Below are 22,855 nucleotides of genomic sequence, written 5' to 3'. Positions count from 1 at the left end.
GGGCCGCTCGATGAATCCTTCCCGCCTCTTCATTCTCCGGCCGGTCGGCACCGCCCTCCTGATGGCGGCGATCATGCTGGCCGGTCTCGTCGCGCTGCGGTTCCTGCCGCTCGCCGCGCTGCCCGAAGTCGACTACCCGACGATCCAGGTCCAGACCTTCTACCCCGGCGCGAGCCCGGAAGTGATGACCTCGTCGGTCACCGCGCCGCTCGAGCGCCAGTTCGGGCAGATGCCGTCGCTGAACCAGATGTCGTCGCAAAGCTCGGCCGGTGCGTCGGTGATCACGCTGCAGTTCTCGCTCGACCTGCCGCTCGACATCGCCGAACAGGAAGTGCAGGCCGCGATCAACGCGGCCGGCAACCTGCTGCCGTCCGACCTCCCGGCCCCGCCGATCTACGCGAAGGTCAACCCGGCCGATGCGCCGGTGATCACGCTCGCCGTCAAGTCGAAGACGCTGCCGCTCACGCAGGTGCAGGACCTGGCCGACACGCGCCTCGCGATGAAGATCTCGCAGATCGCGGGCGTCGGCCTCGTCAGCCTGTCAGGCGGCAACCGCCCGGCCGTGCGGATCCAGGCGAACCCGACCGCGCTCGCGCAGTACGGGATGAACCTCGACGACCTGCGCACGACGATCTCGAACCTGAACGTCAACACCCCGAAGGGCAACTTCGACGGCCCGACGCGCGCCTACACGATCAACGCGAACGACCAGCTGACGAGCGCCGACCAGTACAACAGCGCGGTCGTCGCGTACAAGAACGGCCGCCCGGTGATGCTGACCGACGTCGCGACGGTCGTCGCCGGCTCGGAGAACACCAAGCTCGGCGCGTGGGTGAATTCGGATCCCGCGATCATCCTGAACGTGCAGCGCCAGCCGGGCGCGAACGTGATCCAGACGGTCGACGCGATCAAGGCGCAATTGCCGAAGCTGCAGGAGACGCTGCCGGCCGCGCTCGACGTGGAGATCGTCACCGATCGCACGACGATGATCCGCGCGGCCGTGCGCGACGTGCAGTTCGAGCTGCTGCTCGCGGTCGCGCTCGTCGTGCTGGTGATGTACCTGTTCCTCGCGAACATCTACGCGACGATCATCCCGAGCCTGTCCGTGCCGTTGTCGCTGATCGGCACGCTCGCGGTGATGTACATGGCCGGCTTCTCGCTGAACAACCTGTCGCTGATGGCGCTCACCATCGCGACCGGCTTCGTCGTCGACGACGCGATCGTGATGATCGAGAACATCGCGCGCTACGTCGAGGAAGGCGAGTCGGGGCTCGAGGCCGCGCTGAAGGGCTCGAGGCAGATCGGCTTCACGATCATCTCGCTGACGGTGTCGCTGATCGCGGTGCTGATCCCGCTGCTGTTCATGGGCGACGTGGTCGGGCGCCTGTTCCACGAGTTCGCGATCACGCTCGCGGTGACGATCGTGATCTCGGCGATCGTGTCGCTCACGCTCGTGCCGATGATGTGCGCGAAGCTGCTGCGTCATTCGCCGCCGCCGGAAAGCCACCGCTTCGAGGCGCGCGTGCACCGCACGATCGACTGGGTGATCGCGCGCTACGCGGTCGCGCTCGAATGGGTGCTGAACCGCCAGCGCTCGACGCTGGTCGTCGCGCTGCTGACGCTCGGGCTGACCGCCCTGCTCTACATCTACGTGCCGAAGGGCTTCTTCCCCGCGCAGGACACCGGCGTGATCCAGGCGATCACGCAGGCGCCGCAGTCGATCTCGTACGGCGCGATGGCCGAACGCCAGCAGGCGCTCGCGGCCGAGATCCTGAAGGACCCGAACGTCGACAGCCTCACGTCGTTCATCGGCGTCGACGGCAGCAACATCACGCTGAACAGCGGCCGGATGCTGATCAACCTGAAGGCGCGCGACGACCGCTCCAAAACGGCCGCGCAGATCATCCGCGACCTGCAGCACCGCGTGGCGAACATCACCGGCATCTCGCTGTTCATGCAGTCGGTGCAGGACCTGACGATCGATTCGACCGTCAGCCCGACGCAGTACCAGTTCATGCTGACGAGCCCGAACGCGGAAGAATTCGCGACCTGGGTGCCGAAGCTCGTCGCGCGGCTGCAGCAGGAGCCGTCGCTCGCCGATGTCGCGACCGACCTGCAGAGCAACGGCCAGTCGGTCTACATCGAGATCGACCGCCCGAGCGCCGCGCGTTTCGGCATCACGCCGGCGACCGTCGACAACGCGCTGTACGACGCGTTCGGCCAGCGCATCGTGTCGACCATCTTCACGCAGTCGAACCAGTACCGCGTGATTCTCGAGTCGGAGCCGAAGGAGCAGCACTACGCGCAATCGCTGAACGACATCTACCTGCCGTCGGCCGGCGGCGGCCAGGTGCCGCTGTCGTCGATCGCGTCGTTCCACGAGCGGCCGTCGCCGCTGCTGGTCGCGCACCTGTCGCAGTTCCCGTCGACGACGATCTCGTTCAACCTCGCGCCGGGCGCGTCGCTCGGCGAGGCCGTCAAGGCGATCGAGGCCGCCGAGAAGGACATCAGCCTGCCCGCGTCGTTCCAGACGCGCTTCCAGGGCGCGGCGCTCGCGTTCCAGGCGTCGCTGTCGAACCAGCTGTTCCTGATCCTGGCGGCGGTCGTCACGATGTACATCGTGCTCGGCGTGCTGTACGAAAGCTACATCCACCCGATCACGATCCTGTCGACGCTGCCGTCGGCCGGCGTCGGCGCGCTGCTCGCGCTGATGATCACCGGGCACGACCTGGACATCATCGGCATCATCGGCATCGTGCTGCTGATCGGTATCGTGAAGAAGAACGCGATCATGATGATCGACTTCGCGCTCGAGGCCGAACGTGTCGAAGGCAAGCCGCCGCGCGAGGCGATCTACCAGGCGTGCCTGCTGCGCTTCCGGCCGATCCTGATGACGACGCTCGCCGCGCTGCTCGGCGCGGTGCCGCTGATCGTCGGCTCCGGCGCCGGCTCCGAGCTGCGCCAGCCGCTCGGGATCGCGATCGCCGGCGGCCTGATCGTGTCGCAGGTGCTGACGCTGTTTACGACGCCCGTGATCTACCTCGGCTTCGACTCGCTCGCGCGCCGCGTGCGCGGCTGGTTCGAACGCCACGGCCCCGACGCCGGCAAGCGCACGGATGCGTAAGCCATGAACCTGTCGCGCCCCTTCATCACCCGCCCCGTCGCGACGACGCTGCTCGCGCTCGGCGTCGCGCTCGCGGGCCTGTTCGCGTTCATCAAGCTGCCGGTGTCGCCGCTGCCGCAGGTCGACTTCCCGACGATCTCGGTGCAGGCGTCGCTGCCGGGCGCGAGCCCGGAAACGGTCGCGACCAGCGTGACGAGCCCGCTCGAGCGGCACCTCGGCTCGATCGCCGACGTCTCCGAAATGACGTCGACGAGCACGGTCGGCAACGCGCGGATCATCCTGCAGTTCGGCCTGAACCGCGACATCGACGGCGCCGCGCGCGACGTCCAGGCCGCGATCAACGCGGCACGCGCCGACCTGCCCGCCGCGCTGAAGAGCAACCCGACCTACCGCAAGGTCAATCCGGCCGATTCGCCGATCATGATCGTGTCGCTGACGTCGGAAACGTCGTCGCCCGCGAAGCTGTACGACGCCGCATCGACGGTGCTGCAGCAGTCGCTGTCGCAGATCGACGGGATCGGCCAGGTCTCGGTGAGCGGCTCCGCGAACCCGGCCGTGCGCGTCGAGCTCGAACCGCAGGCGCTGTTCCACTACGGGATCGGTCTCGAGGACGTGCGCGCGGCGCTGGCGTCCGCGAACGCCAACGCGCCGAAGGGCGCGATCGAGTTCGGCCCGCAGCACTACCAGCTCTATACGAACGACCAGGCCTCCCAGGCGTCGCAATACCGCGACCTCGTCGTCGCCTACCGCAACGGCTCGGCCGTCAGGCTGTCCGACCTGTCGGACGTCGTCGATTCGGTCGAGGACCTGCGCAACCTCGGCCTGTCGAACGGCAAGCGCGCGGTGCTCGTGATCCTCTACCGCTCGCCCGGCGCGAACATCATCGATACGATCGACCGCGTGCGCGCGGCGCTGCCGCAACTCACCGCGTCGCTGCCGGCCGACATCACGGTCACGCCGGTGCTCGACCGCTCGACCACCATCCGCGCGTCGCTGAAGGACACCGAGCACACGCTGCTGATCGCGGTCAGCCTCGTCGTGATGGTCGTGTTCCTGTTCCTGCGCAACTGGCGCGCGACGCTGATCCCGAGCGTCGCGGTGCCGATCTCGATCGTCGGCACGTTCGGCGCGATGTACCTGCTCGGCTTCTCGATCGACAACCTGTCGCTGATGGCGCTGATCGTCGCGACCGGCTTCGTCGTCGACGATGCGATCGTCGTGCTCGAGAACATCTCGCGGCACATCGAGAACGGCAAGTCGCGGATGCAGGCCGCGTTCGACGGTGCGCGCGAGGTCGGCTTCACGGTGCTGTCGATGAGCATCTCGCTCGTCGCGGTGTTCCTGCCGATCCTGCTGATGGGCGGCATCGTCGGGCGGCTGTTCCGCGAATTCGCGCTGACGCTGTCGCTCGCGATCGCCGTGTCGCTCGCGGTGTCGCTCACCGTCACGCCGATGATGTGCGCGCGCCTGCTGCCCGAGTCGCACGACCCGCAAAACGAAGGCCGCTTCGGGCGCTTCCTCGAGCGCGGCTTCTCGCGCATGCAGCGCGGCTACGAGCGCTCGCTGTCGTGGGCGCTGCGCCGGCCGCTGCTGATCCTGCTGACGCTGTTCGCGACGATCGGGCTGAACGTGTACCTGTACATCGTCGTGCCAAAGGGCTTCTTCCCGCAGCAGGACACCGGCCTGATGATCGGCGGCATCCAGGCCGACCAGTCGACCTCGTTCCAGGCGATGAAGCTGAAGTTCTCCGAGATGATGCGGATCGTGCAGGGCAACCCGAACGTGAAGAGCGTCGCGGGGTTCACCGGCGGCACGCAGACCAACTCGGGCTTCATGTTCGTCACGCTGAAGGATCGCTCCGAGCGCAAGCTGTCGGCCGACCAGGTGATCCAGCAGCTGCGCCCGCCGCTGGCGGACGTCGCGGGTGCGCGCACGTTCCTGCAGGCCGCGCAGGATATCCGCGTCGGCGGCCGGCAGAGCAACGCGCAGTACCAGTTCACGCTGCTCGGCGATTCGAGCGCCGACCTGTACAAGTGGGGGCCGATCCTGACCGAGGCGCTGCAGAAGCGCCCCGAGCTGACCGACGTGAACTCCGACCAGCAGCAAGGCGGTCTCGAGGCGATGGTGACGATCGACCGCGCGACGGCCGCGCGCTTCGGCATCAAGCCCGCGCAGATCGACAACACGCTGTACGACGCGTTCGGCCAGCGCCAGGTCTCGACGATCTACAACCCGCTGAACCAGTACCACGTCGTGATGGAAGTCGCGCCGAAATACTGGCAAAGCCCGGAGATGCTGAACCAGGTGTGGATCAGCACGTCGGGCGGCAGCGCGAACGGCTCGCAGACCACCAACGCGGCCGCCGGCACCTATGTCGCGACGTCGGCCGGCACGTCGAGCGCCGGGACGGCCACGCAGAGCGCCGCGGCGATCGCGTCCGATTCCGCGCGCAACCAGGCGCTCAACTCGATCGCCGCGAGCGGCAAGTCGAGCGCGTCGTCGGGTGCGTCGGTGTCGACGTCGAAGTCGACGATGATCCCGCTGTCGGCAATCGCGACGTTCGGGCCGAGCACGACGCCGCTGTCGGTCAACCACCAGGGGTTGTTCGTCGCGACGACGATCTCGTTCAACCTGCCGCCGGGCGTGTCGCTGTCGCAGGCGACCCAGGTGATCTACCAGACCATGGCGCAGGTCGGCGTCCCGCCGACGATCGTCGGCAGTTTCCAGGGCACCGCGCAGGCGTTCCAGCAGTCGATGAACGACCAGCCGATCCTGATCCTCGCCGCGCTGCTGGCCGTCTACATCGTGCTCGGGATCCTGTACGAGAGCTACATCCACCCGATCACGATCCTGTCGACGCTGCCGTCGGCCGGCGTCGGCGCGCTGCTCGCGCTGCTGCTGTTCAAGACCGAGTTCAGCATCATCGCGCTGATCGGCGTGATTCTGCTGATCGGCATCGTGAAGAAGAACGCGATCATGATGGTCGACTTCGCGATCGACCAGACGCGCAACAACAAGAAGTCGTCGTTCGACGCGATCCACGAGGCGTGCCTGCTGCGCTTCCGCCCGATCATGATGACGACGATGGCCGCGCTCCTCGGCGCACTACCGCTCGCGTTCGGCAGCGGCGACGGCGCCGAGCTGCGCGCGCCGCTCGGGATCGCGATCGCCGGCGGCCTGATCGTGTCGCAGGTGCTGACGCTCTATACGACGCCGGTCGTCTACCTGTACATGGACCGGTTCCGCGTGTGGGGAGAGAAACGCCGCAATCGCCGCGGCAATTCGGGCGGGCCGGCGGTGGCCGGCGAATGACGGGAAGCGGCGGCCCGACTGAGCCGACCCCAAGGGTTGGAGTGGTGTCCAACTCCTGGGGGCAATTCAGGCAGGCGGCCGTTTTTTTGCCCTTGAACCCGGGCGGCGATCGGCTATCGTGAGTCCATGCCTACCGCGAGCCCTTCGCCGGAACCCGCCATGAACGTCCAGCTCAATCACACGATCGTCTGGTGCAGCGACAAGCATGCGTCGAGCCGCTTCCTGACCGAACTCCTGGAATTGCCGCCGCCGACGCCGTTCGGCGCGATGCTGGTCGTCGCGCTCGACAACGGCGTGTCGCTCGATTTCTACGAACAGGCGGGGGAAATCAGGTCGCAGCACTATGCGTTCCTGCTCGACGAAGCCGGCTTCGATCGCGTGCTGGCGCGCATCCGCGCGCGCGGGCTCGCGCACTGGGCCGATCCCGCGAAGCGGCAACCCGACGACATCTACCGCCACAACGGCGGGCGCGGCGTGTACTTCGACGACCTGGACGGCCACTTCCTCGAAGTGATGACGCGTCCGTATGTGCTGAACGGCTAGCGCAGCCGCGCCGGCATTGCGCCGGCCGGTATCGTTCGGCGCGGATGCCGTCCCGCTTCGGACGGCACCCGGACGCCTGCCGTTACTCGGCCGCCGTCGTCTTGCGCGGACGACGTGCGCGCGGTGCCGCCTTGCGGGCCGGCTTTTTCTTGGCAGCGGCCGGCGCGTCGGCATGCGCTTCGAGCGGCGCCGCCTCATGCGACGGCTGGGCGGCAGCCCCGTCGCCGCCGACATCGCCGGCCGCCGGCTCGGCACGCGTCACGGCGGCATGCCGTTCGTCGCCCTGCTCCGCGTCGTCGGCATGCCTGCCGTGCGCGTGCTGGTCGCCGCCGCCGTGCTTCGCCTCACCGTGGGCGTCGTCGGTCTTCCCGGCCGCATGATGGCCGGCGCCCTTCGCGGCGGCACCCTTCTTCGCGCCCGTCTTCTTCGCCGCGCTCTTGCGCGCACGCTTGCGGCCGTCCTTCGCCTCGCCCGGTGCGTCGACCGCCTCCGCCGCTTCAGCCGTTTCAGCCGGTGGCGTCACCGACCCAGCCTCGACGAACTCGGCGACGTCCGCCGCTTCCGCTTCGGCCTGCTCGCTTTCGTGCGCCACCGCTTCGGCCCGCTGCCCGCGACGTTGCGCATTGCGCCCGGCCCGCGCCGGTTCGGCCGCGCGCGCACCGTGGTGGTGGGCGCCGCCGTGCGCGCTGCCGTCCCCGCCCGCCGCGACATGCTCCATGGCCGCCGGCTGGCGGGCCCGCGACACGAACGCGCCCGACTTGTCGTCGCGCCCCACTTCCAGCAGGCCGCGCGCCTGCGCTTCGTCGAGCAGGTTGCCGAACGCGCGGAACCCGTAGTACGACTCGTTGAAATCCGGCTTGCGGCGCTTGATCGCGCTCTTGAGCACCGACGCCCAGATCTTGCCGACGTCGTCGCGCTCCGACGCGAGCGCATCGAACGTCTCGACCGCCAGCGCGATCGCCTCGGCCTTGCGGGCATCCATGTCGTGCTTGCGCGAGGCCGGCTCGTCAGGCCGCCTCGCGCCGCCGTTGCCGGCACGCTGCTGCTGTTCGCGCTTCGCGAGCGTGCGCTGCTGCTCGCGCACCAGATCGTCGTAGAAGATGAATTCGTCGCAGTTCGCGACCAGCAGGTCCGACGTCGATTTCTTCACGCCGACGCCGATCACCTTCTTCGCGTTCTCGCGCAGCTTCGACACGAGCGGCGAGAAGTCGGAATCGCCGCTGATGATCACGAACGTATCGACGTGCGACTTCGTGTAGCAGAGATCGAGCGCATCGACGACGAGCCGGATGTCGGCCGAATTCTTGCCCGACTGGCGCACGTGCGGAATCTCGATCAGCTCGAAGCTCGCCTCGTGCATCGACGCCTTGAAGCCCTTGTAGCGATCCCAGTCGCAATAGGCCTTCTTCACGACGATGCTGCCTTTCAGCAGCAGGCGCTCCAGCACGGGCTTGATGTCGAATTTCTCGTACTTCGCGTCGCGCACGCCGAGCGCGACGTTCTCGAAGTCGCAGAACACGGCCATGCTGACGTTGTCCAGGGGTAATGCCATGTGTACTCCAACCGGTGGGCCGGCGCGTTATACGCGTAACGGCGAAAAAACCATCGCGCACATGATAGCCGGTCGGCGCGTCATTCCCGCATCCGTGTGAACGAATGAACGCCCGACGCCGGTACGCCCCTTAATACGCGCCCGCCGGCGGGGCAAATCGACATTACACTTGAGTTATCGGTCGTCCGTCCCTATCTGGACGGAAGACGCATCGAGCAAGGAGCGGTTTCATGACGACGAAGGTACTGCTGATTGGTGCGACCGGCCGGACGGGCCAGGCCTGCGCGGATCTGCTGCTCAAGCAGCCGGAGTTCGAGGTCACGGCGCTCGTGCGCCGGCACGGCTATGCGCTGGCGGGCGCACGGGTCGTCGAGGCCGATCTGACGAACGATTTCTCGCACGCGTTCCAGGGCATCACGCACGTGATCTACGCGGCCGGCTCGGCCGAATCGGAGGGCGCGGCCGAAGAGGAACAGGTCGACCGCGACGCGGTGGCCCGCGCGGCCGAATACACACTCGCCTTCAACGCGCAGAAGCTCGTCGTGATCAGCTCGCTTTCGGCGTACCGGCCCGAACAGGCGCCGGACGCGCTGCGCCATTATTCGCAGATGAAGCGCGAGGGCGACGACCGCGTGATCGCGTCGGGTGTCGACTACGTGATCCTGCGCCCGGGCCCGCTCACCGACGATCCGGGCGTCGGCAAGATCGCGCTGACCGACGCCTGGCTCGACCCCGCGCCGCCCGTGTCGCGCCAGGACGTCGCATGGGCCGCGATCGAGGCGATCAAGCTCGGCATCTCGCGCAAGATCGTCGGCTTCGTCGGCGGCAGCGTGCCGATCGAGCAGGCCTTGCGCGCGTGACGGCCCGCTGCGCGCCGCCGCCCGGCGGCGCGTGTTGTCGTGCCCGCGGCCCGCACGGCGGGCCGTTTTCGTGCCAGGCGCGGCCGCTTACGGCTTCGGATGCGCGTCGGCCCACGCCTTCACGGCGGCGAGCGTGTTCTCGACGTGCTTGTCGGGCGACAGGCTCGTGTATTCGTAGAGCACCTTCCCTTCCGGCGAGATCACGTAGGACACGCGGTTCGCGCGGTCGAGCGCCGGCAGCTTCGCATCGTATTCCCGGATGATCTTCGCGTCCGGATCGGCCGCGACCGGGAACTTGCTGCGGCACTCGCTCACCGAGAATTTCGTCAGCGTGTCGATATTGTCGGCCGATACGCCGATCACCGTCGCGCCGTAAGCCTTGTAACGATCGACCGCATCGGCAAACGCATGCGCCTCGATCGTGCAGCCCTTCGTGAACGCCGCCGGGTAGAAATACAGCACGACCGGCCCCTGCTTCAGCGCGCCGGCGAGCGAGTACGTGTAAGTCTTGCCGCCCAGCGACGCCTGCGTCGTGAAATCCGGCGCCGCGGCGCCCGGCTTCAATTCCGCCTGCGCCATCAGCGCATGGCCGGCCACCAGCGCCGCCACGGCGCCCAGCAACAGTTTTCGCTTCATCTGCGTCCTCATTTCTTATAAAGTCAGCCTCGATACAGGCCACGCCGGCGTTCGCCTGTCGAACATCCGGGATGCGATCCGGGCCGGCGGCTGCGCCATCCGCGGCCGGCCCGTTAAAGATTCCGCACAATCTGCCGTTATTCCTTGCGGACAACCAGTTCCAGCCCTTCACGTCAGCGAGAAACATGGAAGCCAACAGGAAACAGACGTCACGCAAGGGCTCCTGGCGCAGCGCCTTGCATACGCTGCGCCGCTTCGCCTGGTCGGGCGGCGCGCTGATGCCGGCGCGCGCCGGCGCGCCGCGCCGCGACGACTCCGTGCGCAACTGGCTGGAACAGACGGTCGGCACGGTGGATTTCCTCGCCCATGTCGACCGCGAGCTGCGCTTTCTGTACGTGTCCGACGCGAGCCTGCGCTTCATCGGCTACCACCGCGACTACCTGCACACGCTGACGCTGCGCGACCTGATCGCCGAACAGGATACCTCGGCGCTCGAAGGCCTGCTTGCGCGCGCCGCGCGTTCCGGCCAGGTCGAGAAGGCGACGATGTGCATCGTCAAGTCGCTCACCTACCCGCTGGACGTCGAGGTCCGTGCGTTCAAGAGCCGCCATCACGGCGTCGACGGTTTCGCGATCGCGGCATTCGACGTGTCGTCGTGGCGCGCGCTCGAGGCGAAGCTGACGTATGAAATGCACCATGACCCGATGACGGGGCTCGACAACCTGTCCGCGCTCGTGCCGGCGCTGATGCGTGCGCAGCAGACCGCCGACGAGGACGGCACCTGCGCGGCGCTGCTGCTGCTCGACCTCGACGACTACCAGCGGATCAACCGCGCGCTCGGTTACGACGCGGGCGACACGCTGCTGCGCGAGACCGCGCAGCGGCTGAAGGCGCTCGTCACGCCGAACGAGCGGCTCGCGCGCGTCGCGAGCGACAAGTTCGCGATCGTGCTCGGCGCCTCGGACCGCTCGCAGGCGAGTCACGCCGCCGACGCGCTCGCGCGCCGGCTGCAGGCCGCGGTGCGCGAGCCCTACGTGTACCAGGGGCAGACCGTGCACCTGTCCGCGAGCATCGGCATCGCGCTCTACCCCGACGAACGTGCCGCGCCGCATCGCGCGCAGCATCACAGCCCGCTGCTGCGCCGCGCCGACCATGCGCTCGCGCAGGCGAAGGCATCGGGCGGCAACGCGCTTGCGTTCCATGCGCCGGTCGACGATCCGGCCGACGCCGAACGGCTGAAGCTCGAGGCCGACCTGTACGACGGCGTGCGCAACGGCGAGTTCTCGCTCCACTTCCAGCCGATCACGCACAGCCAGTCGGGCGCGGTGGTCGGCGTCGAGGCGCTGATCCGCTGGCGCCATCCGGTACACGGCCTCGTGCCGCCGGCGACCTTCATTCCGCTCGCCGAATCGATCGGCCTGATCAACTACCTCGGCAACTGGGTGCTCAAGGCCGCGTGCATGCAGCTCGTCGCATGGGACAGCCAGGGGCTTGCGCTGCAGTACGTGGCGGTCAACGTGTCGCCGCAGCAGTTCCGCGACCCGCGCTTCACGCAGAGCGTGCGCGAGGCGATCGCGCTGACGGGCATCGACCCGCGCCGCATCGTGCTCGAAATCACCGAAAGCCTGCTGATGCACGATCCCGCGCATGCGAAAGTGCTGCTCGAGGAGCTGACCGATCTCGGCATCCGCTTCGCGATCGACGATTTCGGCACCGGCTATTCGAGCCTCGCGTACCTGCAGCGCTTCCCGCTCGCGAAGCTGAAGATCGACCGCAGTTTCGTCGAGAACCTGCTGACGTCGCGCAACGACCGCGCGATCGTGTCGGCGGTGGTCGGCCTCGCGCAGACGCTCGATCTCGAACTCGTCGCCGAAGGCGTCGAGACCGAGGCGCAGCGCGCACTGCTGACGGAGATGGGCTGCAATCACATCCAGGGCTGGCTCGTCTGCCAGGCGCTGCCGTCCGAGGAGCTCGCGCGGCGCTTCGAGGCGCAGCAGCTGCACCTGCACGCCGCCGCCTGACGCGCGCGGCGAACCGGACAGATCCGTATGTCAATCACCGAACACCTGCCCCGCACCGCTTTGCTGGACAAGCTGTGGGCCCGGATGAGCGAACGGGGCGATTTCCCGCTGCTGTCGGAATCGCTGCGCGCGACGATGGCCGCGATGAAGAACGACGACCTCGACTTCACCGCACTCGTGCGCGTCGTGCTGTCGGACTTCGCGCTCACGCAGAAAGTGCTGCGGCTCGCGAACTCCGCGATGTACATGGCGTTCGGCGGCAACATCACGACCGTGACGCGCGCGCTGATGGTGCTCGGCATGGACGCCGTCGGCCATCTGGTCGTCGGGCTGAAGCTCGTCGACCATTTCCACCACAGCACGCCGCGGCGCATCGACGCGAAGCTCGAGCTGAACCGCGCGCTGCTGTCCGGCTGCGTCGCGCGCAAGCTCACCGAGCGCGCCGACCTGCGCGCGGGCGAGGAAGCCGTCGTCTGCACGCTGATGCGCCAGGTCGGCAAGCTGCTCGTGGTCTGCTATCTCGACAGCGAATGGGACAAGATCCGCCGCCGCGCGGCCGAGATGCACGTCGACGAAGCGGCCGCCTGCGTCGAGGTGCTCGGCGTCGGTTTCGACGAGATCGGGCTCGAGGCGGCGGCACGCTGGCGGCTGCCCGACATGATCCGCGACGGCATCGCCGACCACTACCACCACGTGAACCGCGTCGACGCGTTCGGCCGCGAACTCGCGGCCGACGAGGACATGATCGAACGCGTGAACTGGCTGCGGGCGGTGAGCCGCTGCTCGGCCGACGTCGCGAGTGCGCTCGCGATGCCCGATGGTCCGCAGCGCGACGCGCACATCGCGGCGCTCGCGCAGCACTATGCGCCGGCGCTCGATACGGAACCCGACGCGCTCGTCGAGATCGCCGACCGGCTCGCGCACGAGGAAGCGAGCGACACCGTGATGCGCGAGATCGTCGAGTTGCGCGCGAACGCCGATGCGATTGCGCGTGCGCAGGCCGAGCCCGAAGCCTGTCTCGAAGCCGGCCTCGCCGACCTGCGCGCGCTGCCGTCCGAGCACGTACTGACGCCGGTGCTCGCGCTGGCGTCGGAAAGCCTGCTCGCGAGCCTCGCGTTCACGCGCACCGTCATGTTCGTCCGCCACGACGACGGCACGTTCGCCGCGCGCCTGGGTTTCGGTCCCGGCGTCGACGCGGCGCTCTACCGGCTGCGCTTTCACGAGCGCTTCGAGCCGGACGTATTCCATCTCGCGATCACCAATTCGGTCGGCATCTTCATCGAGCAGGCGCAGGAACCGAAGATGCTCAAGCGCCTGCCCGCGTGGTATCTCGACGTGTTCGACGACACGCGCGCGTTCGTGCTGCTGCCGGTGCGGGTCGATGCGGCGACGGTCGCGCTGCTGTATGGCGACTGGGCCGGCGCGCAGCCCGCACGCAAGATCTCGCAACAGGAAATGAGCATCCTCAACGAGCTCGCGCACGAACTGGGGCGGTTCTTCCCCGCGCAGCACGGCTGACGGCCGGCCGCCCGCGCGGTTTCCGGTTCCCAAAAGCAAACCGGCCGCATTGGCGGCCGGTTTTTTACATCGTGCGTTCGAACGAAGCGCTTACTTGAGCGTCACGGGCACGCTGAAGTACTTCTTCGCGAGGTTGTCGATCGTGCCGTCGGCCTTCAGGTCCTTCAGCGCCTGATCGAGTGCGGTCTTCAGCGCCGCGTCGTTCTTGCGCAGGCCGAAGCCGACGCCCGAGCCGAGGATCTCGGCGTCGCTGACGGTGCCGCCCGCGAACGCGAAGCCCTGGCCTTGCGGCTTCGTCAGGAAGCCCTTCGAGCCGGCTTCCGAATCCTGGAACGTCGCGTCGAGACGGCCCGACTTCAGGTCGGCGTAGGCCAGGTCCTGCGTCTGGTACGGCACGACTTCAACGCCGACCGGCGCCCACTTCTTCTTCGCGTACGCTTCCTGGATCGTGCCCTGCAGCACGCCGACGCGCTTGCCCTTCAGCGACTGCGGGGTCGGCAGCAGGCCGCTGCCCTGCTTCGCGATCAGCTGGTTCGGAATCGTATAGATCGGGTCGGTGAACGCGATCGCGTGCTTGCGCTGGTCGGTGATCGTCATGTCCGAGTTGATCGCATCGAACTTGCGCGCCTGCAGCGCGGGGATCAGGCCGTCGAAGTCGTTCTCGACCCACACGCACTTCGTCTTCAGCTTCGCGCACACCGCGTTGCCGATGTCGATGTCGAAGCCGGTCAGCTTGCCGTCGGGCGTCTTGTATTCGAACGGTGCGTACGAGGCCTCGACGCCGAACCGGATCTCCTTCAGATCCGCGGCAAACGCGCTGCCTGCCGCCGCCGCCGATGCCGCCACCACCGCATGCGCGGCCACTTTACGCCAATCCAACTTCATCAGGTGCTCTCCTCGATACTCGAATGTTCCGGAACTACGGACGCAGCCATCATTGCAGGGTCGGATGACTACGACAATGCGGCTGCCGCGCCGTGATGCGGCGCAACAGCCGCAAGGCCGCGATTGTACCAATCCGCGCGGCCCGGCATGGCAAAGCGGCTGCCGATGCGCGATGCTGCGGTGCGCATACGACACCGGCCGCGCCGGCCATCGAACTTGCAAGACGATGTCGCAAATACGCAAGGCGGGCCGCGCGTCGGCGCGGCCGCCGATCGGTCAGACCAATGCCGCGATCGTCTCGCGCGTCGTGTCGACGACGAGCAGGCCCGCACGCAGCCCCGGCTTCACGGTCGGGTTCGGAAACACGATCCGCTCCTCGTCGTGCGTCACCGTGTAGCGGTAGTCGCCGTCCTGCGCGAGCACCGTGCCGCGCGCGAACGCGGTGAAGTTCGCGACGTCGGCCGCGACGAACAGCTCGAGCGCGTCACTCTGCTTCGTGATCTGGTCGATCACCGTGAAGACGCGCGGCAGCGCCGCGTCGGCATCCGTCGGCCGGCCCGACACCAGCTTGCGCACCGCGCGGTCGGCCGGCGCGAAGCGCGTCAGGTCGTTCTGGCCGAACGGCCGCACCTTGCCGAGTTCGAGCGTGCAGGCGAGCGCGCCGCAATGCTCGGCCGTGAAATGCGAATACGTGTTGCCCTTCGCGGTGTGCAGCAGCACGGCCGCGATGCGCGCGTCGCCCAGCCATTCGACCATCGTGCGCGTCGGCGGCGTGCCCGTATGCGGCAGCAGCGCGAACTGCTCGAACACCGACGCGCGGATCGCCGTGTGCATGTCGATGTGCCAGCGCGCGCTGCCCGCCGGCGCGGCCGCGAAGAACGCGGCCGCGGCCGCTTCGAGCTGCGCGGCGCGTGGCGCTTCGCGGCTCGCGGGCACCTGCGTGTGACGGCCGCTGAACAGGCGGTTCAGGTCGTCGTCGAGATAACGCTCGCCCGCGCGCATCGCCGGCACGTTGCCGAGCACGACGAGCAGCCGGCACGCGAGCGGCAGCGCGCCCGACGCGAGATCGCGCACCAGCATCGACAGCAGCTCGATCGGCGCCGTCTCGTCGCCGTGCACGCCCGCCGATACGAGCACGCTCGCGCGTGTTGCCTCGTTCGCCGCGACCGGTTCGAGCACGAGCAGCCCGTCGCCGGGCCATTGCCAGCGCACCGCACCGCCCGCGCAGGTACCGCCCTGCTCGGCCGGCACGCTGCCGGCCAGCGTGAACGCGAGAAAGTCGTCGAGCAGCGCGGCGGACGGCATCCGTGCCTCAGCGCTGGAAGTCATACAGCGAACCGACGCGCAGGATCTGCGTGAGTTCGTCGAGCGCCGTGCGCGATTCGTCGAGCAGCGCCGGATCGGCGAGATCTTCCGGTGCGAGGCGATCGCGGTAGTGCTTGTCGATCCATGCGTCGAGCGACGCGAACAGCGTGTCGTTGATCCACACGTTCGACGTGACCGCCGCGCGCTCCGCGTCGTTCAGCACGACGCGCAGGCGCAGGCATGCGGGGCCGCCGCCGTTCTTCATGCTTTCGCGCAGGTCGAACACGAGCACGTCGTGAATCGGGCCGTTGCCGGCCGCGAGGTGGTCGAGATAGGCCGCGACGTTGGCGTTCTCGCGGCATTCCTGCGGCACGACGAGCACCTGCGAGCCGTCCGCGCGCGACAGCAGCTGGCTGTTGAACAGGTACGACGTCACCGCGTCGTTCACGCTCACGGCCGCTTCCGGCACCTCGATCACGTTCAGGCGCGCGCCGCGTGCGTCGAGCGCGGCGGTCAGCGTGTCGTAGATCGCCTGCTTGTTGACGAACGCGCGCTCGTGCGTGAACAGCGTGTCGCGGTTGCCGACCGAGATCACGTCGTTGTGGAACACGCCCGCGTCGATCACGTCCGGATCCTGCTGCGCGTAGACCGTCGCTTCCTCGGCGAGCCCGTGGCGATGCGCGACCGCGCGGCTCGCCTCGAAGGTCTGCCGTGCCGGGAAGCGCTTCGGTTCCGGCCCGCGGCGGTATTCCGCGCGGCCGTACACGAAGAATTCGATGCCCGGCTTGCCGTATTCCGCGCAGAAGCGCGTATGGTTCGCCGCGCCTTCGTCGCCGAGCGCCGGCGTGCCGGTCAGCGCTTCGTGCACCGCGAAGTGCGCGGGATCGGCGAACAGCGTCGACAGCGTGCGGCGCGTCGCTTCGTGCTCGATCGCGCGATGCAGCTTGCTGCACAGGTTCGCCGGCGTGAAGTGCACGCGGCCGTCGCTCGTGTCGGCCGACGGGCTGACCGTGGCCGCGTTCGCGGTCCACATCGCCGACGCCGAGCTCGCCGCGGCGAGCAGTTCCGGCGCCTGCTTCGCGGCCTTCGCGATCACGTCCGCGTCCTTGCCCGAGAAGCCGAGCTCGCGCAACAGGCGCAGCGACGGCCGCTCCTGCGGCGGCAGCACGCCCTGTGCGAAACCGAGATCGGCGAGCTGCTTCATCTTGCGCAGCCCCTGCTTCGCGGCGGCCTTCGGGTTCGCGGCCGACTTCTCGTTGTTGAGGGACGCCACGTTGCCGAACGACAGCCCGGCGTAGTTGTGGGTCGGGCCGACGAGCCCGTCGAAATTGGCTTCTTGTGCGTTCATCGTCGCTCCCTCGATCAGAAATGCAGGCCCGGCGACAGGCTCGCGGGCAAGGTCAGTTGCGTGCTTTCCACCGACGCCATCGGATACGCGCAGTAGTCGGCTGCGTAGTACGCGCTCGGGCGATGGTTGCCCGAGCGGCCCGTGCCGCCGAACGGCGCGGCGGACGACGCGCCGTTGGTCGGCCGGTTCCAGTTGACGATGCCGGCGCGGATCGTGCGGCGGAAGTGTTCCCATGCCTTCTCGTCGTCGGCCAGCAGGCCGGCGGACAGGCCGAACGCCGTGTCGTTCGCGCGCTCGATCGCTTCGTCGAACGTCGCGTAGCGGACGATCTGCGCGAGCGGGCCGAAATGTTCCTCGTCGGGCAGGTTGGCCACGCCCGTCACGTCGACGATCGCCGCGTTCACGAAGCCGAGGCGCGGATCGCGCTGCGTCATCGCGATGACCGGTTTCGCGCCCTGCTCGATCAGGCGCGACTGGGCATCGACCAGCTTCGCGGCCGCGCGTGCCGAGATCACCGCGCCCATGAACGGCTGCGGATCGGCATCGAACACGTCGGCCGTGATCTTCGACGTGACGTCCGCGAAGCGCGCGAGGAAGCGGTCGCCGAACGCGCCCTGCGGCACGAAGATGCGGCGCGCGCACGTGCAGCGCTGGCCGGCCGACAGGAACGCCGACTGGATCGTGTGATGCACGGCCGCGTCGATGTCCTCGACTTCGCCGATCACGAGCGGATTGTTGCCGCCCATTTCGAGCGCGAGCACGATCTCCGGACGGCCGCCGAACTGCTTGTGCAGCAGCGTGCCCGTATCGGAGCTGCCCGTGAAGAACAGTCCGTCGATCTGCCGATGGTTCGCGAGTGCGATGCCGGTGTCCTTCTCGCCCTGCACGAGGTTCAGCACGCCGGCCGGCAGCCCGGCCTCCTTCCACACTTCGACCGTCGCGCGCGCGACGCCCGGCGCGAGTTCCGACGGCTTGAACACGACCGCATTGCCCGCGATCAGCGCGGGCACGATATGGCCGTTCGGCAAGTGGCCGGGGAAATTGTACGGACCGAACACCGCGACGACGCCGTGCGGACGGTGGCGCAGCACCGCGACGCCGTCGGCCATGTCCTGGCGCTTCTCGCCGGTGCGTTCCTGGTAGGCCTGAATCGAGATGCCGACCTTCGCGGCCATCGACGCGACTTCGGTGCGTGCTTCCCACAGCGGCTTGCCCGTCTCGCGGCCGATCGCGGTCGAGATCGCTTCCTTGCGTTCGTTGAGCAACGCGGCGAAACGCTTGACGATCGCGCAACGCGATTCGAAGTCGAGCGCCGACCAGCCGGCGAATGCACGGCGCGCGCTCGCGACCGCACGGTCGACGTCGGCCGCCGACGCGCTTTCGCCCTGCCATGCGATCTCGTCGGTGCCCGGGTTGCGCGAAGCGAACACGGGGCCCGAGCCTGCGACCCAGGCGCCGTCGATGAAGAGTTCCGTCATGATTCGTTTATCCCTGTTTGACTTTGAGCGGCAGCACGCGGACCGGATCGCCGGCCTTCACGTCGAGCGCGGCGGCATCGTCGGCCGACAGCACGAACGAGCCGTTCGCCACGACGCCCGGCGCGACGCCGACGCGGAAATCGCCGAGCGACGTATTCGACACCAGCGACCTCGGCGAATGGCCGCCCTGCGCGTCTTCGCGCGTGTCGGGCACGCCGATCGCGACCGGCACGACGACGCTCTCGCGCACCGTGCGCAGGTCGTTGATGTGGCATTCGAGCACGGGGCCCGCGTCGAAGATGTCGACGTGATTCTGGTAACGCAGCCCTTCCGCTTCGAGCATCTTGCGGGCCGGCAGCGTGTCGCGGTGCGTGAGGCCGACCGCGTCCTGCGCGTCCTGCGGCAGCAGGTCGACGTACACCGGGTAGCGCGGCATCAGTTCCGCGAGGAACGACTTGCGGCCGTGCGAGCTGAGGTAATCGGCTGCGTTGAAATCGATCTGGTAGAAGTGCGAACCGACTGCGCGCCAGAACGGCGACGTGCCGTCCTCGTCGAAGTGGCCGCGCAGTTCCGCGCAGAGGCGTTCCGGGAAGCGCTCGCGGAACTGCGCGATGAACATGAAGCGCGAGCGCGACAGCAGGCCGCCGACGCCGCCGGTGCGATAGCGCGGGCTCAGGAACAGCGAGCACACTTCCGCGTAGCCCGTCAGGTCGTGCGAGATGTTCAGCGCGGACATCCGCGTCCACACGCCGAGCTCCTGGCTCGCGTGCACGACGGTGCTCACGCGATAGTTGTAGAACGGCTGCTCGAGGCCGACCTGCGTTTCGATCCCGCACACGCCCGCGATGTCGCCCGTCTTCGATTCTTCCATCACGAAGAAGTAGCCGGCCTCGCCCGGCGCGGCCTGCCCGTCCAGCGTGCGGCGCGCGCGCGCGATACGCGCGGCGAGCGCGTCGCGGTCGGGCTTGAACGTGGTCAGGCCCGGCCCGGTTTCCTTCGCGAGCGACACGAGCGCGTCGACGTCGCCCGTTTGTACGACCCGAACGACGATCATGCTGCGTCTCCCTTCAAATCTTCATCGTCGCGGCGGTGCAGCGGCACGCAGCGCACGACATCGCCATCCTTCACATCGAGCGCCGCGCGCACGTCGCCGGCCAGCGGTGCCTCGGCCGTGTCGCCCGGCAGGTCGGCCAGCACGCAGCGGAACGATTCGCCGCTGCCCGTCGACACCAGGTACGCGACATCGCCCTGCTGGTGCGCGGCCTCGCGCACGACGCGCTCCGAGCCGTGCTTCACGCACGCGGTGCGGTCGACCTGCGCGGTCAGCACCGGGCCTGCGTCGAAGATGTCGACGAAGCGGTCGGGCTCGAAGCCTTCCTCGAGATGGATGTCGTATGCGAGCAAGGCCGTTTCGTTCGGCTCGCCGAGCACGCGCTGCGCGGCTTCCGGCAGCAGCGGCACGTAGAGCGGATAGGCCGGCATCACTTCCGCGATGAACGTGCGGCTGCGGCCGCCCGACGCGATGTCGACGTCGGTGAAATCGCGGCCGAAGAACTTGCGCCCCACCGCTTCCCAGAACGGCGATGCGCCGTTGCCGTCGCTCACGCCGAGCAGCAGCGTGAATACTTCCGGCGTGAAGCGCCGGCGGTTCGCGGCGATGTACATCATCCGCGCGCGCGAGATCAGGTGCGCGGCCGCATCGCCGCGCAGCGACGGATCGACGTAGAAGCCCGCGAGCCGGCTCTTGCCGGTCAGCTCGTGCGACATCGTGAGCGCGTGAATCTTGCGGTTCACGTGCAGCTCGCGCGACGCGTGGATCAGTGCGTCGTTGCGGAACGCGTAGAACGGCTCCGAGTAGCCGGCCGCGGCCACGATGCTCGCCGTGCCGAGCAGCTTGCCGGTCGACGATTCCTCGAGCACGAAGAGGTAGAACTCCTCGCCGGCGAAATCGACGTCCGCGCGAAACGAATCCTCGGAGAGCGCCACGCGCGCTTCGAGCGCCGCGCGGTCGTGCGGCAGCGAGTGCAGGACCGGCTGCGCGGTGCGCGCCATGTGCGCGAGCGCATCGAGATCCGTGAGTTTGCCGGGGCGAACAAATAGCATCGTCGTTCCTGTCTGCGATGGGGGGCGCCGATCAGCGCGCGGTGGCTTCCTGTGCGGCGAGCACCTGTTCGACCGCCTTCTCGAAGCGCTTCACGCCTTCGTCGAGCAGGTCGAACGGGATCACCAGCGACGGGACGAAGCGCAGCACGTTCGGGCCGGCGATCAGCATGATCAGGCCGTTCTCGGCGGCGGCGGTGACGAAGTCCTTCGCGCGGCCGTCGAACGCGGCGGTGAGTTCGGCGCCGACCAGCAGGCCCTTGCCGCGCACGTCCTTGAAGATGCCGAAGCGTGCGTTGATGCGTTCGAGCGCGCCCTTCAGGCGCACGCTGCGTTCGCGCACGCCTTCGAGCAGTGCCGGATCGCCGATCAGCTCGACGACCTTGTCGGCGATCGCCGAGGCGAGCGGGTTGCCGCCGTACGTCGTGCCGTGCACGCCGACCTTGAAGTGCGCGGCCAGTTCGTTCGTCGTCAGCATCGCGCCGATCGGGAAGCCGTTGCCAAGCGCCTTCGCGGTCGTCAGGATGTCCGGCGTGACGCCCGTGTCCATGTACGCGTAGAACTGGCCCGTGCGGCCGACGCCCGTTTGCACTTCGTCGAAAATCAGCAGCGCGCCGTGCGCGTCGCACGCTTCGCGCAGCGCCTTCAGGAAGGCCGGATCGGCCGGGATCACGCCGCCTTCGCCTTGCACGGGCTCGACGATCACGGCGCAGGTTTGCGGGCCGATCGCGGCCTTCGCGGCTTCGATGTCGTTGTACGGCAGGTGCGTGATGCCGGCCGGCACGGGGCCGAAGCCTTCCGAGTACTTCGGCTGGCCGCCGACGCTGACCGTGAAGAACGTGCGGCCGTGGAACGACTGCACGAACGAGATGATTTCCGCTTTATCGGCGCCGTGGCGGTCGAACGCGACGCGGCGTGCGAGCTTCAATGCGGCTTCATTTGCTTCCGCGCCCGAGTTCGCGAAGAACGCGCGGTCGGCGAAGGTCAGCGATTCGAGACGCTTCGCGAGGCGCAGCACCGGCTCGTTCGTGTAGCCGTTGCCGATGTGCCAGAGCTTGCGGCTTTGTTCGTCCAGGACCTTCAGCAGTTCCGGGTGGCCGTGGCCCAGCGACGTGACCGCGATGCCGCACGCGAAATCGATGTATTCACGGCCAGCCGTGTCCCACACGCGGGAGCCCTCTGCGCGATCCGGCACGAACGGGGCGGGGGAAAATACCGGCACCATCACTTCGTCGAATGTCTGGCGGGTCACGGTCGAGGTCGTCATGGTCGTTCCTTTCGGTTTCGTAAGAGGGTTCAACAGGATCAAGTTTAGGTAAGGGTGACGCAAGCGTCTTGCGGATTTGCGACGGGTTCTATCGGAAGCGGATAGTGCGCTTTTATTTTGCCTTCTGGGGGTGGGGGGTGGTTTTTTTGGGGGTTTTGGGCGGTTCGCTCGCGTTTTGACGTGAATTGCCTGTGATCGTAACGGTCTATTAGCGTCGCCCCTGCGCGGGGCGGCGGTTACTTTTCTTTGTCTTGCCAAAGAAAAGTAACCAAAAGAAAGGCGCTGTGAAAACGCATGACTTCCCGGTGCCATGGTCAGCAAAGTGGCCCTCGCCTAAGTGTCCGCGCCAGCAACGAACCCGGAGTGGTTCGAGCAATGGTTCTGACACCACTCATCCCCCAACAGAGCGGTATACCGCCCGCTAGCTCCGCCCTCGCTTCGCTCGGCCGACAGGTACACCCCCTCCAGCGTCGCCATCGATCAGCAATCGCCCTCACTCGTCTGGGCAAGGCGTCATTTTCGGTGAACACCTGATTCGCTGCCCCGGCCAGGAAAAATGGGGTACAGCAATACGCCGCGAGCAATGATCGATTTGCAGGCGGCGTAATTGCACGATCGATGTGAATCGTCGGAGATGCCTGGCAGGCAACGGCTCCTGGATAAGCAAACGTGCGCACCGCACGACCAGAAGCACCTTGCAGCCGAGCGAAGCGAGGATGGAGCTGGCGGGCGGTATACCGCTCCGCTGCGGGATGAGTGGAGTCAGAACCATTGCTCGAACCACTCCGGGTTCCTTGCTGGCGCGGACACTTAGGCGAGGGCCACTTTGCAGGCTATGGCACCGGGAAGTCTTGCGTTTTCACAGCGCCTTTCTTTTGGTTACTTTTCTTTGGCAAGACAAAGAAA

Annotated in this window: 15 protein-coding genes; 6 read left to right on the top strand and 9 right to left on the bottom strand. The window is 67.7% G+C overall.

Annotated elements, in window-relative coordinates; translation table 11 throughout:
• The first annotated feature begins 10 nt into the window (after nt 1-10).
• The 3 genes from G3N62_RS10035 to G3N62_RS10025 all read left to right on the top strand — a co-directional run bounded on the left by G3N62_RS10035 (nt 11) and on the right by G3N62_RS10025 (nt 6,979).
• The gene (locus tag G3N62_RS10035; protein WP_034186563.1) at nt 11-3,124 is read left to right on the top strand and encodes an MdtB/MuxB family multidrug efflux RND transporter permease subunit; all 3,114 of its coding nucleotides are present in this window, start codon (nt 11-13) and stop codon (nt 3,122-3,124) included.
• Between the two features lie 3 nt (nt 3,125-3,127).
• Nucleotides 3,128-6,436: an efflux RND transporter permease subunit gene (locus G3N62_RS10030; RefSeq protein WP_034186562.1), complete on the top strand. Its 3,309-nt coding sequence runs from the start codon at nt 3,128-3,130 to the stop codon at nt 6,434-6,436.
• Nucleotides 6,437-6,595: 159 nt separating this feature from the next.
• A complete protein-coding gene (locus G3N62_RS10025) occupies nt 6,596-6,979 on the top strand; it encodes a VOC family protein (protein ID WP_124670441.1) in 384 nt (127 codons plus the stop codon).
• 82 nt (nt 6,980-7,061) lie between these two features.
• On the opposite strand, the gene G3N62_RS10020 is transcribed toward G3N62_RS10025, so the two are convergent.
• On the bottom strand, nt 7,062-8,531 hold the full coding sequence (locus tag G3N62_RS10020; RefSeq protein WP_124670442.1) for an NYN domain-containing protein: 1,470 nt from the start codon (nt 8,529-8,531) through the stop codon (nt 7,062-7,064).
• Nucleotides 8,532-8,761: 230 nt separating this feature from the next.
• Here G3N62_RS10020 and G3N62_RS10015 point away from each other — a divergent pair, with 230 nt between their 5' ends.
• Entirely contained in the window at nt 8,762-9,391 is a 630-nt protein-coding gene (locus G3N62_RS10015; RefSeq protein ID WP_034186559.1) for an NAD(P)H-binding protein, read from the top strand.
• 87 nt (nt 9,392-9,478) lie between these two features.
• Here the strand turns inward: G3N62_RS10015 and G3N62_RS10010 are convergent, their stop codons facing one another.
• Nucleotides 9,479-10,027 (bottom strand): peroxiredoxin, encoded by a 549-nt coding sequence (locus tag G3N62_RS10010; RefSeq protein ID WP_034186558.1) that lies wholly within the window; start codon nt 10,025-10,027, stop codon nt 9,479-9,481.
• Nucleotides 10,028-10,305: 278 nt separating this feature from the next.
• Here G3N62_RS10010 and cdpA point away from each other — a divergent pair, with 278 nt between their 5' ends.
• Nucleotides 10,306-12,048, top strand: coding sequence for a cyclic di-GMP phosphodiesterase CdpA (gene cdpA, locus G3N62_RS10005; RefSeq protein ID WP_193791016.1), 1,743 nt, complete (start codon nt 10,306-10,308; stop codon nt 12,046-12,048).
• A 27-nt stretch (nt 12,049-12,075) separates the two neighbouring features.
• Complete coding sequence (locus G3N62_RS10000) at nt 12,076-13,566, top strand: HDOD domain-containing protein (protein WP_124670443.1); 1,491 nt, start codon at nt 12,076-12,078, stop codon at nt 13,564-13,566.
• A gap of 90 nt (nt 13,567-13,656) precedes the next feature.
• Here the strand turns inward: G3N62_RS10000 and G3N62_RS09995 are convergent, their stop codons facing one another.
• From G3N62_RS09995 to G3N62_RS09965, 7 genes are all read right to left on the bottom strand, one after another.
• Nucleotides 13,657-14,451 carry an ABC transporter substrate-binding protein gene (locus G3N62_RS09995; RefSeq protein ID WP_059560659.1) on the bottom strand — a complete coding sequence of 265 codons (795 nt, stop codon included), beginning with the start codon at nt 14,449-14,451 and terminating at the stop codon, nt 13,657-13,659.
• Nucleotides 14,452-14,727: 276 nt separating this feature from the next.
• Nucleotides 14,728-15,756: a succinylglutamate desuccinylase gene (gene astE, locus G3N62_RS09990; protein ID WP_176730047.1), complete on the bottom strand. Its 1,029-nt coding sequence runs from the start codon at nt 15,754-15,756 to the stop codon at nt 14,728-14,730.
• 7 nt (nt 15,757-15,763) lie between these two features.
• Complete coding sequence (gene astB, locus G3N62_RS09985; RefSeq protein ID WP_034186553.1) at nt 15,764-17,104, bottom strand: N-succinylarginine dihydrolase; 1,341 nt, start codon at nt 17,102-17,104, stop codon at nt 15,764-15,766.
• A 14-nt stretch (nt 17,105-17,118) separates the two neighbouring features.
• On the bottom strand, nt 17,119-18,582 hold the full coding sequence (gene astD, locus G3N62_RS09980; RefSeq protein WP_124670444.1) for a succinylglutamate-semialdehyde dehydrogenase: 1,464 nt from the start codon (nt 18,580-18,582) through the stop codon (nt 17,119-17,121).
• A gap of 7 nt (nt 18,583-18,589) precedes the next feature.
• Entirely contained in the window at nt 18,590-19,636 is a 1,047-nt protein-coding gene (astA, locus tag G3N62_RS09975; RefSeq protein WP_124670445.1) for an arginine N-succinyltransferase, read from the bottom strand.
• Nucleotides 19,633-20,685: an arginine/ornithine succinyltransferase subunit alpha gene (gene aruF, locus G3N62_RS09970; RefSeq protein WP_034186550.1), complete on the bottom strand. Its 1,053-nt coding sequence runs from the start codon at nt 20,683-20,685 to the stop codon at nt 19,633-19,635. Before aruF ends, astA begins: the two co-directional genes overlap by 4 nt.
• A gap of 31 nt (nt 20,686-20,716) precedes the next feature.
• Entirely contained in the window at nt 20,717-21,949 is a 1,233-nt protein-coding gene (locus tag G3N62_RS09965; RefSeq protein WP_034186549.1) for an aspartate aminotransferase family protein, read from the bottom strand.
• Nucleotides 21,950-22,855 lie beyond the last annotated feature (906 nt).

Origin of the sequence: Burkholderia sp. Tr-20355, from assembly GCF_017104685.1 — a bacterium.
GTDB lineage: Bacteria > Pseudomonadota > Gammaproteobacteria > Burkholderiales > Burkholderiaceae > Burkholderia > Burkholderia seminalis.
Note: the sequence above shows the minus strand (reverse complement) of the source record. Positions and strands in the feature narration are given on the sequence as shown.

Excerpts from the sequence above, each read along its gene's own strand:
- G3N62_RS10035 (WP_034186563.1), top strand. The coding sequence starts at position 11 with ATGAATCCTTCCCGCCTCTTCATTCTCCGGCCGGTCGGCACCGCCCTC.
- G3N62_RS10030 (WP_034186562.1), top strand. The coding sequence starts at position 3,128 with ATGAACCTGTCGCGCCCCTTCATCACCCGCCCCGTCGCGACGACGCTG.
- G3N62_RS10025 (WP_124670441.1), top strand. The coding sequence starts at position 6,596 with ATGAACGTCCAGCTCAATCACACGATCGTCTGGTGCAGCGACAAGCAT.
- G3N62_RS10020 (WP_124670442.1), bottom strand. The coding sequence starts at position 8,531 with ATGGCATTACCCCTGGACAACGTCAGCATGGCCGTGTTCTGCGACTTC.
- G3N62_RS10015 (WP_034186559.1), top strand. The coding sequence starts at position 8,762 with ATGACGACGAAGGTACTGCTGATTGGTGCGACCGGCCGGACGGGCCAG.
- G3N62_RS10010 (WP_034186558.1), bottom strand. The coding sequence starts at position 10,027 with ATGAAGCGAAAACTGTTGCTGGGCGCCGTGGCGGCGCTGGTGGCCGGC.
- cdpA (WP_193791016.1), top strand. The coding sequence starts at position 10,306 with ATGCCGGCGCGCGCCGGCGCGCCGCGCCGCGACGACTCCGTGCGCAAC.
- G3N62_RS10000 (WP_124670443.1), top strand. The coding sequence starts at position 12,076 with ATGTCAATCACCGAACACCTGCCCCGCACCGCTTTGCTGGACAAGCTG.
- G3N62_RS09995 (WP_059560659.1), bottom strand. The coding sequence starts at position 14,451 with ATGAAGTTGGATTGGCGTAAAGTGGCCGCGCATGCGGTGGTGGCGGCA.
- astE (WP_176730047.1), bottom strand. The coding sequence starts at position 15,756 with ATGCCGTCCGCCGCGCTGCTCGACGACTTTCTCGCGTTCACGCTGGCC.
- astB (WP_034186553.1), bottom strand. The coding sequence starts at position 17,104 with ATGAACGCACAAGAAGCCAATTTCGACGGGCTCGTCGGCCCGACCCAC.
- astD (WP_124670444.1), bottom strand. The coding sequence starts at position 18,582 with ATGACGGAACTCTTCATCGACGGCGCCTGGGTCGCAGGCTCGGGCCCC.
- astA (WP_124670445.1), bottom strand. The coding sequence starts at position 19,636 with ATGATCGTCGTTCGGGTCGTACAAACGGGCGACGTCGACGCGCTCGTG.
- aruF (WP_034186550.1), bottom strand. The coding sequence starts at position 20,685 with ATGCTATTTGTTCGCCCCGGCAAACTCACGGATCTCGATGCGCTCGCG.
- G3N62_RS09965 (WP_034186549.1), bottom strand. The coding sequence starts at position 21,949 with ATGACGACCTCGACCGTGACCCGCCAGACATTCGACGAAGTGATGGTG.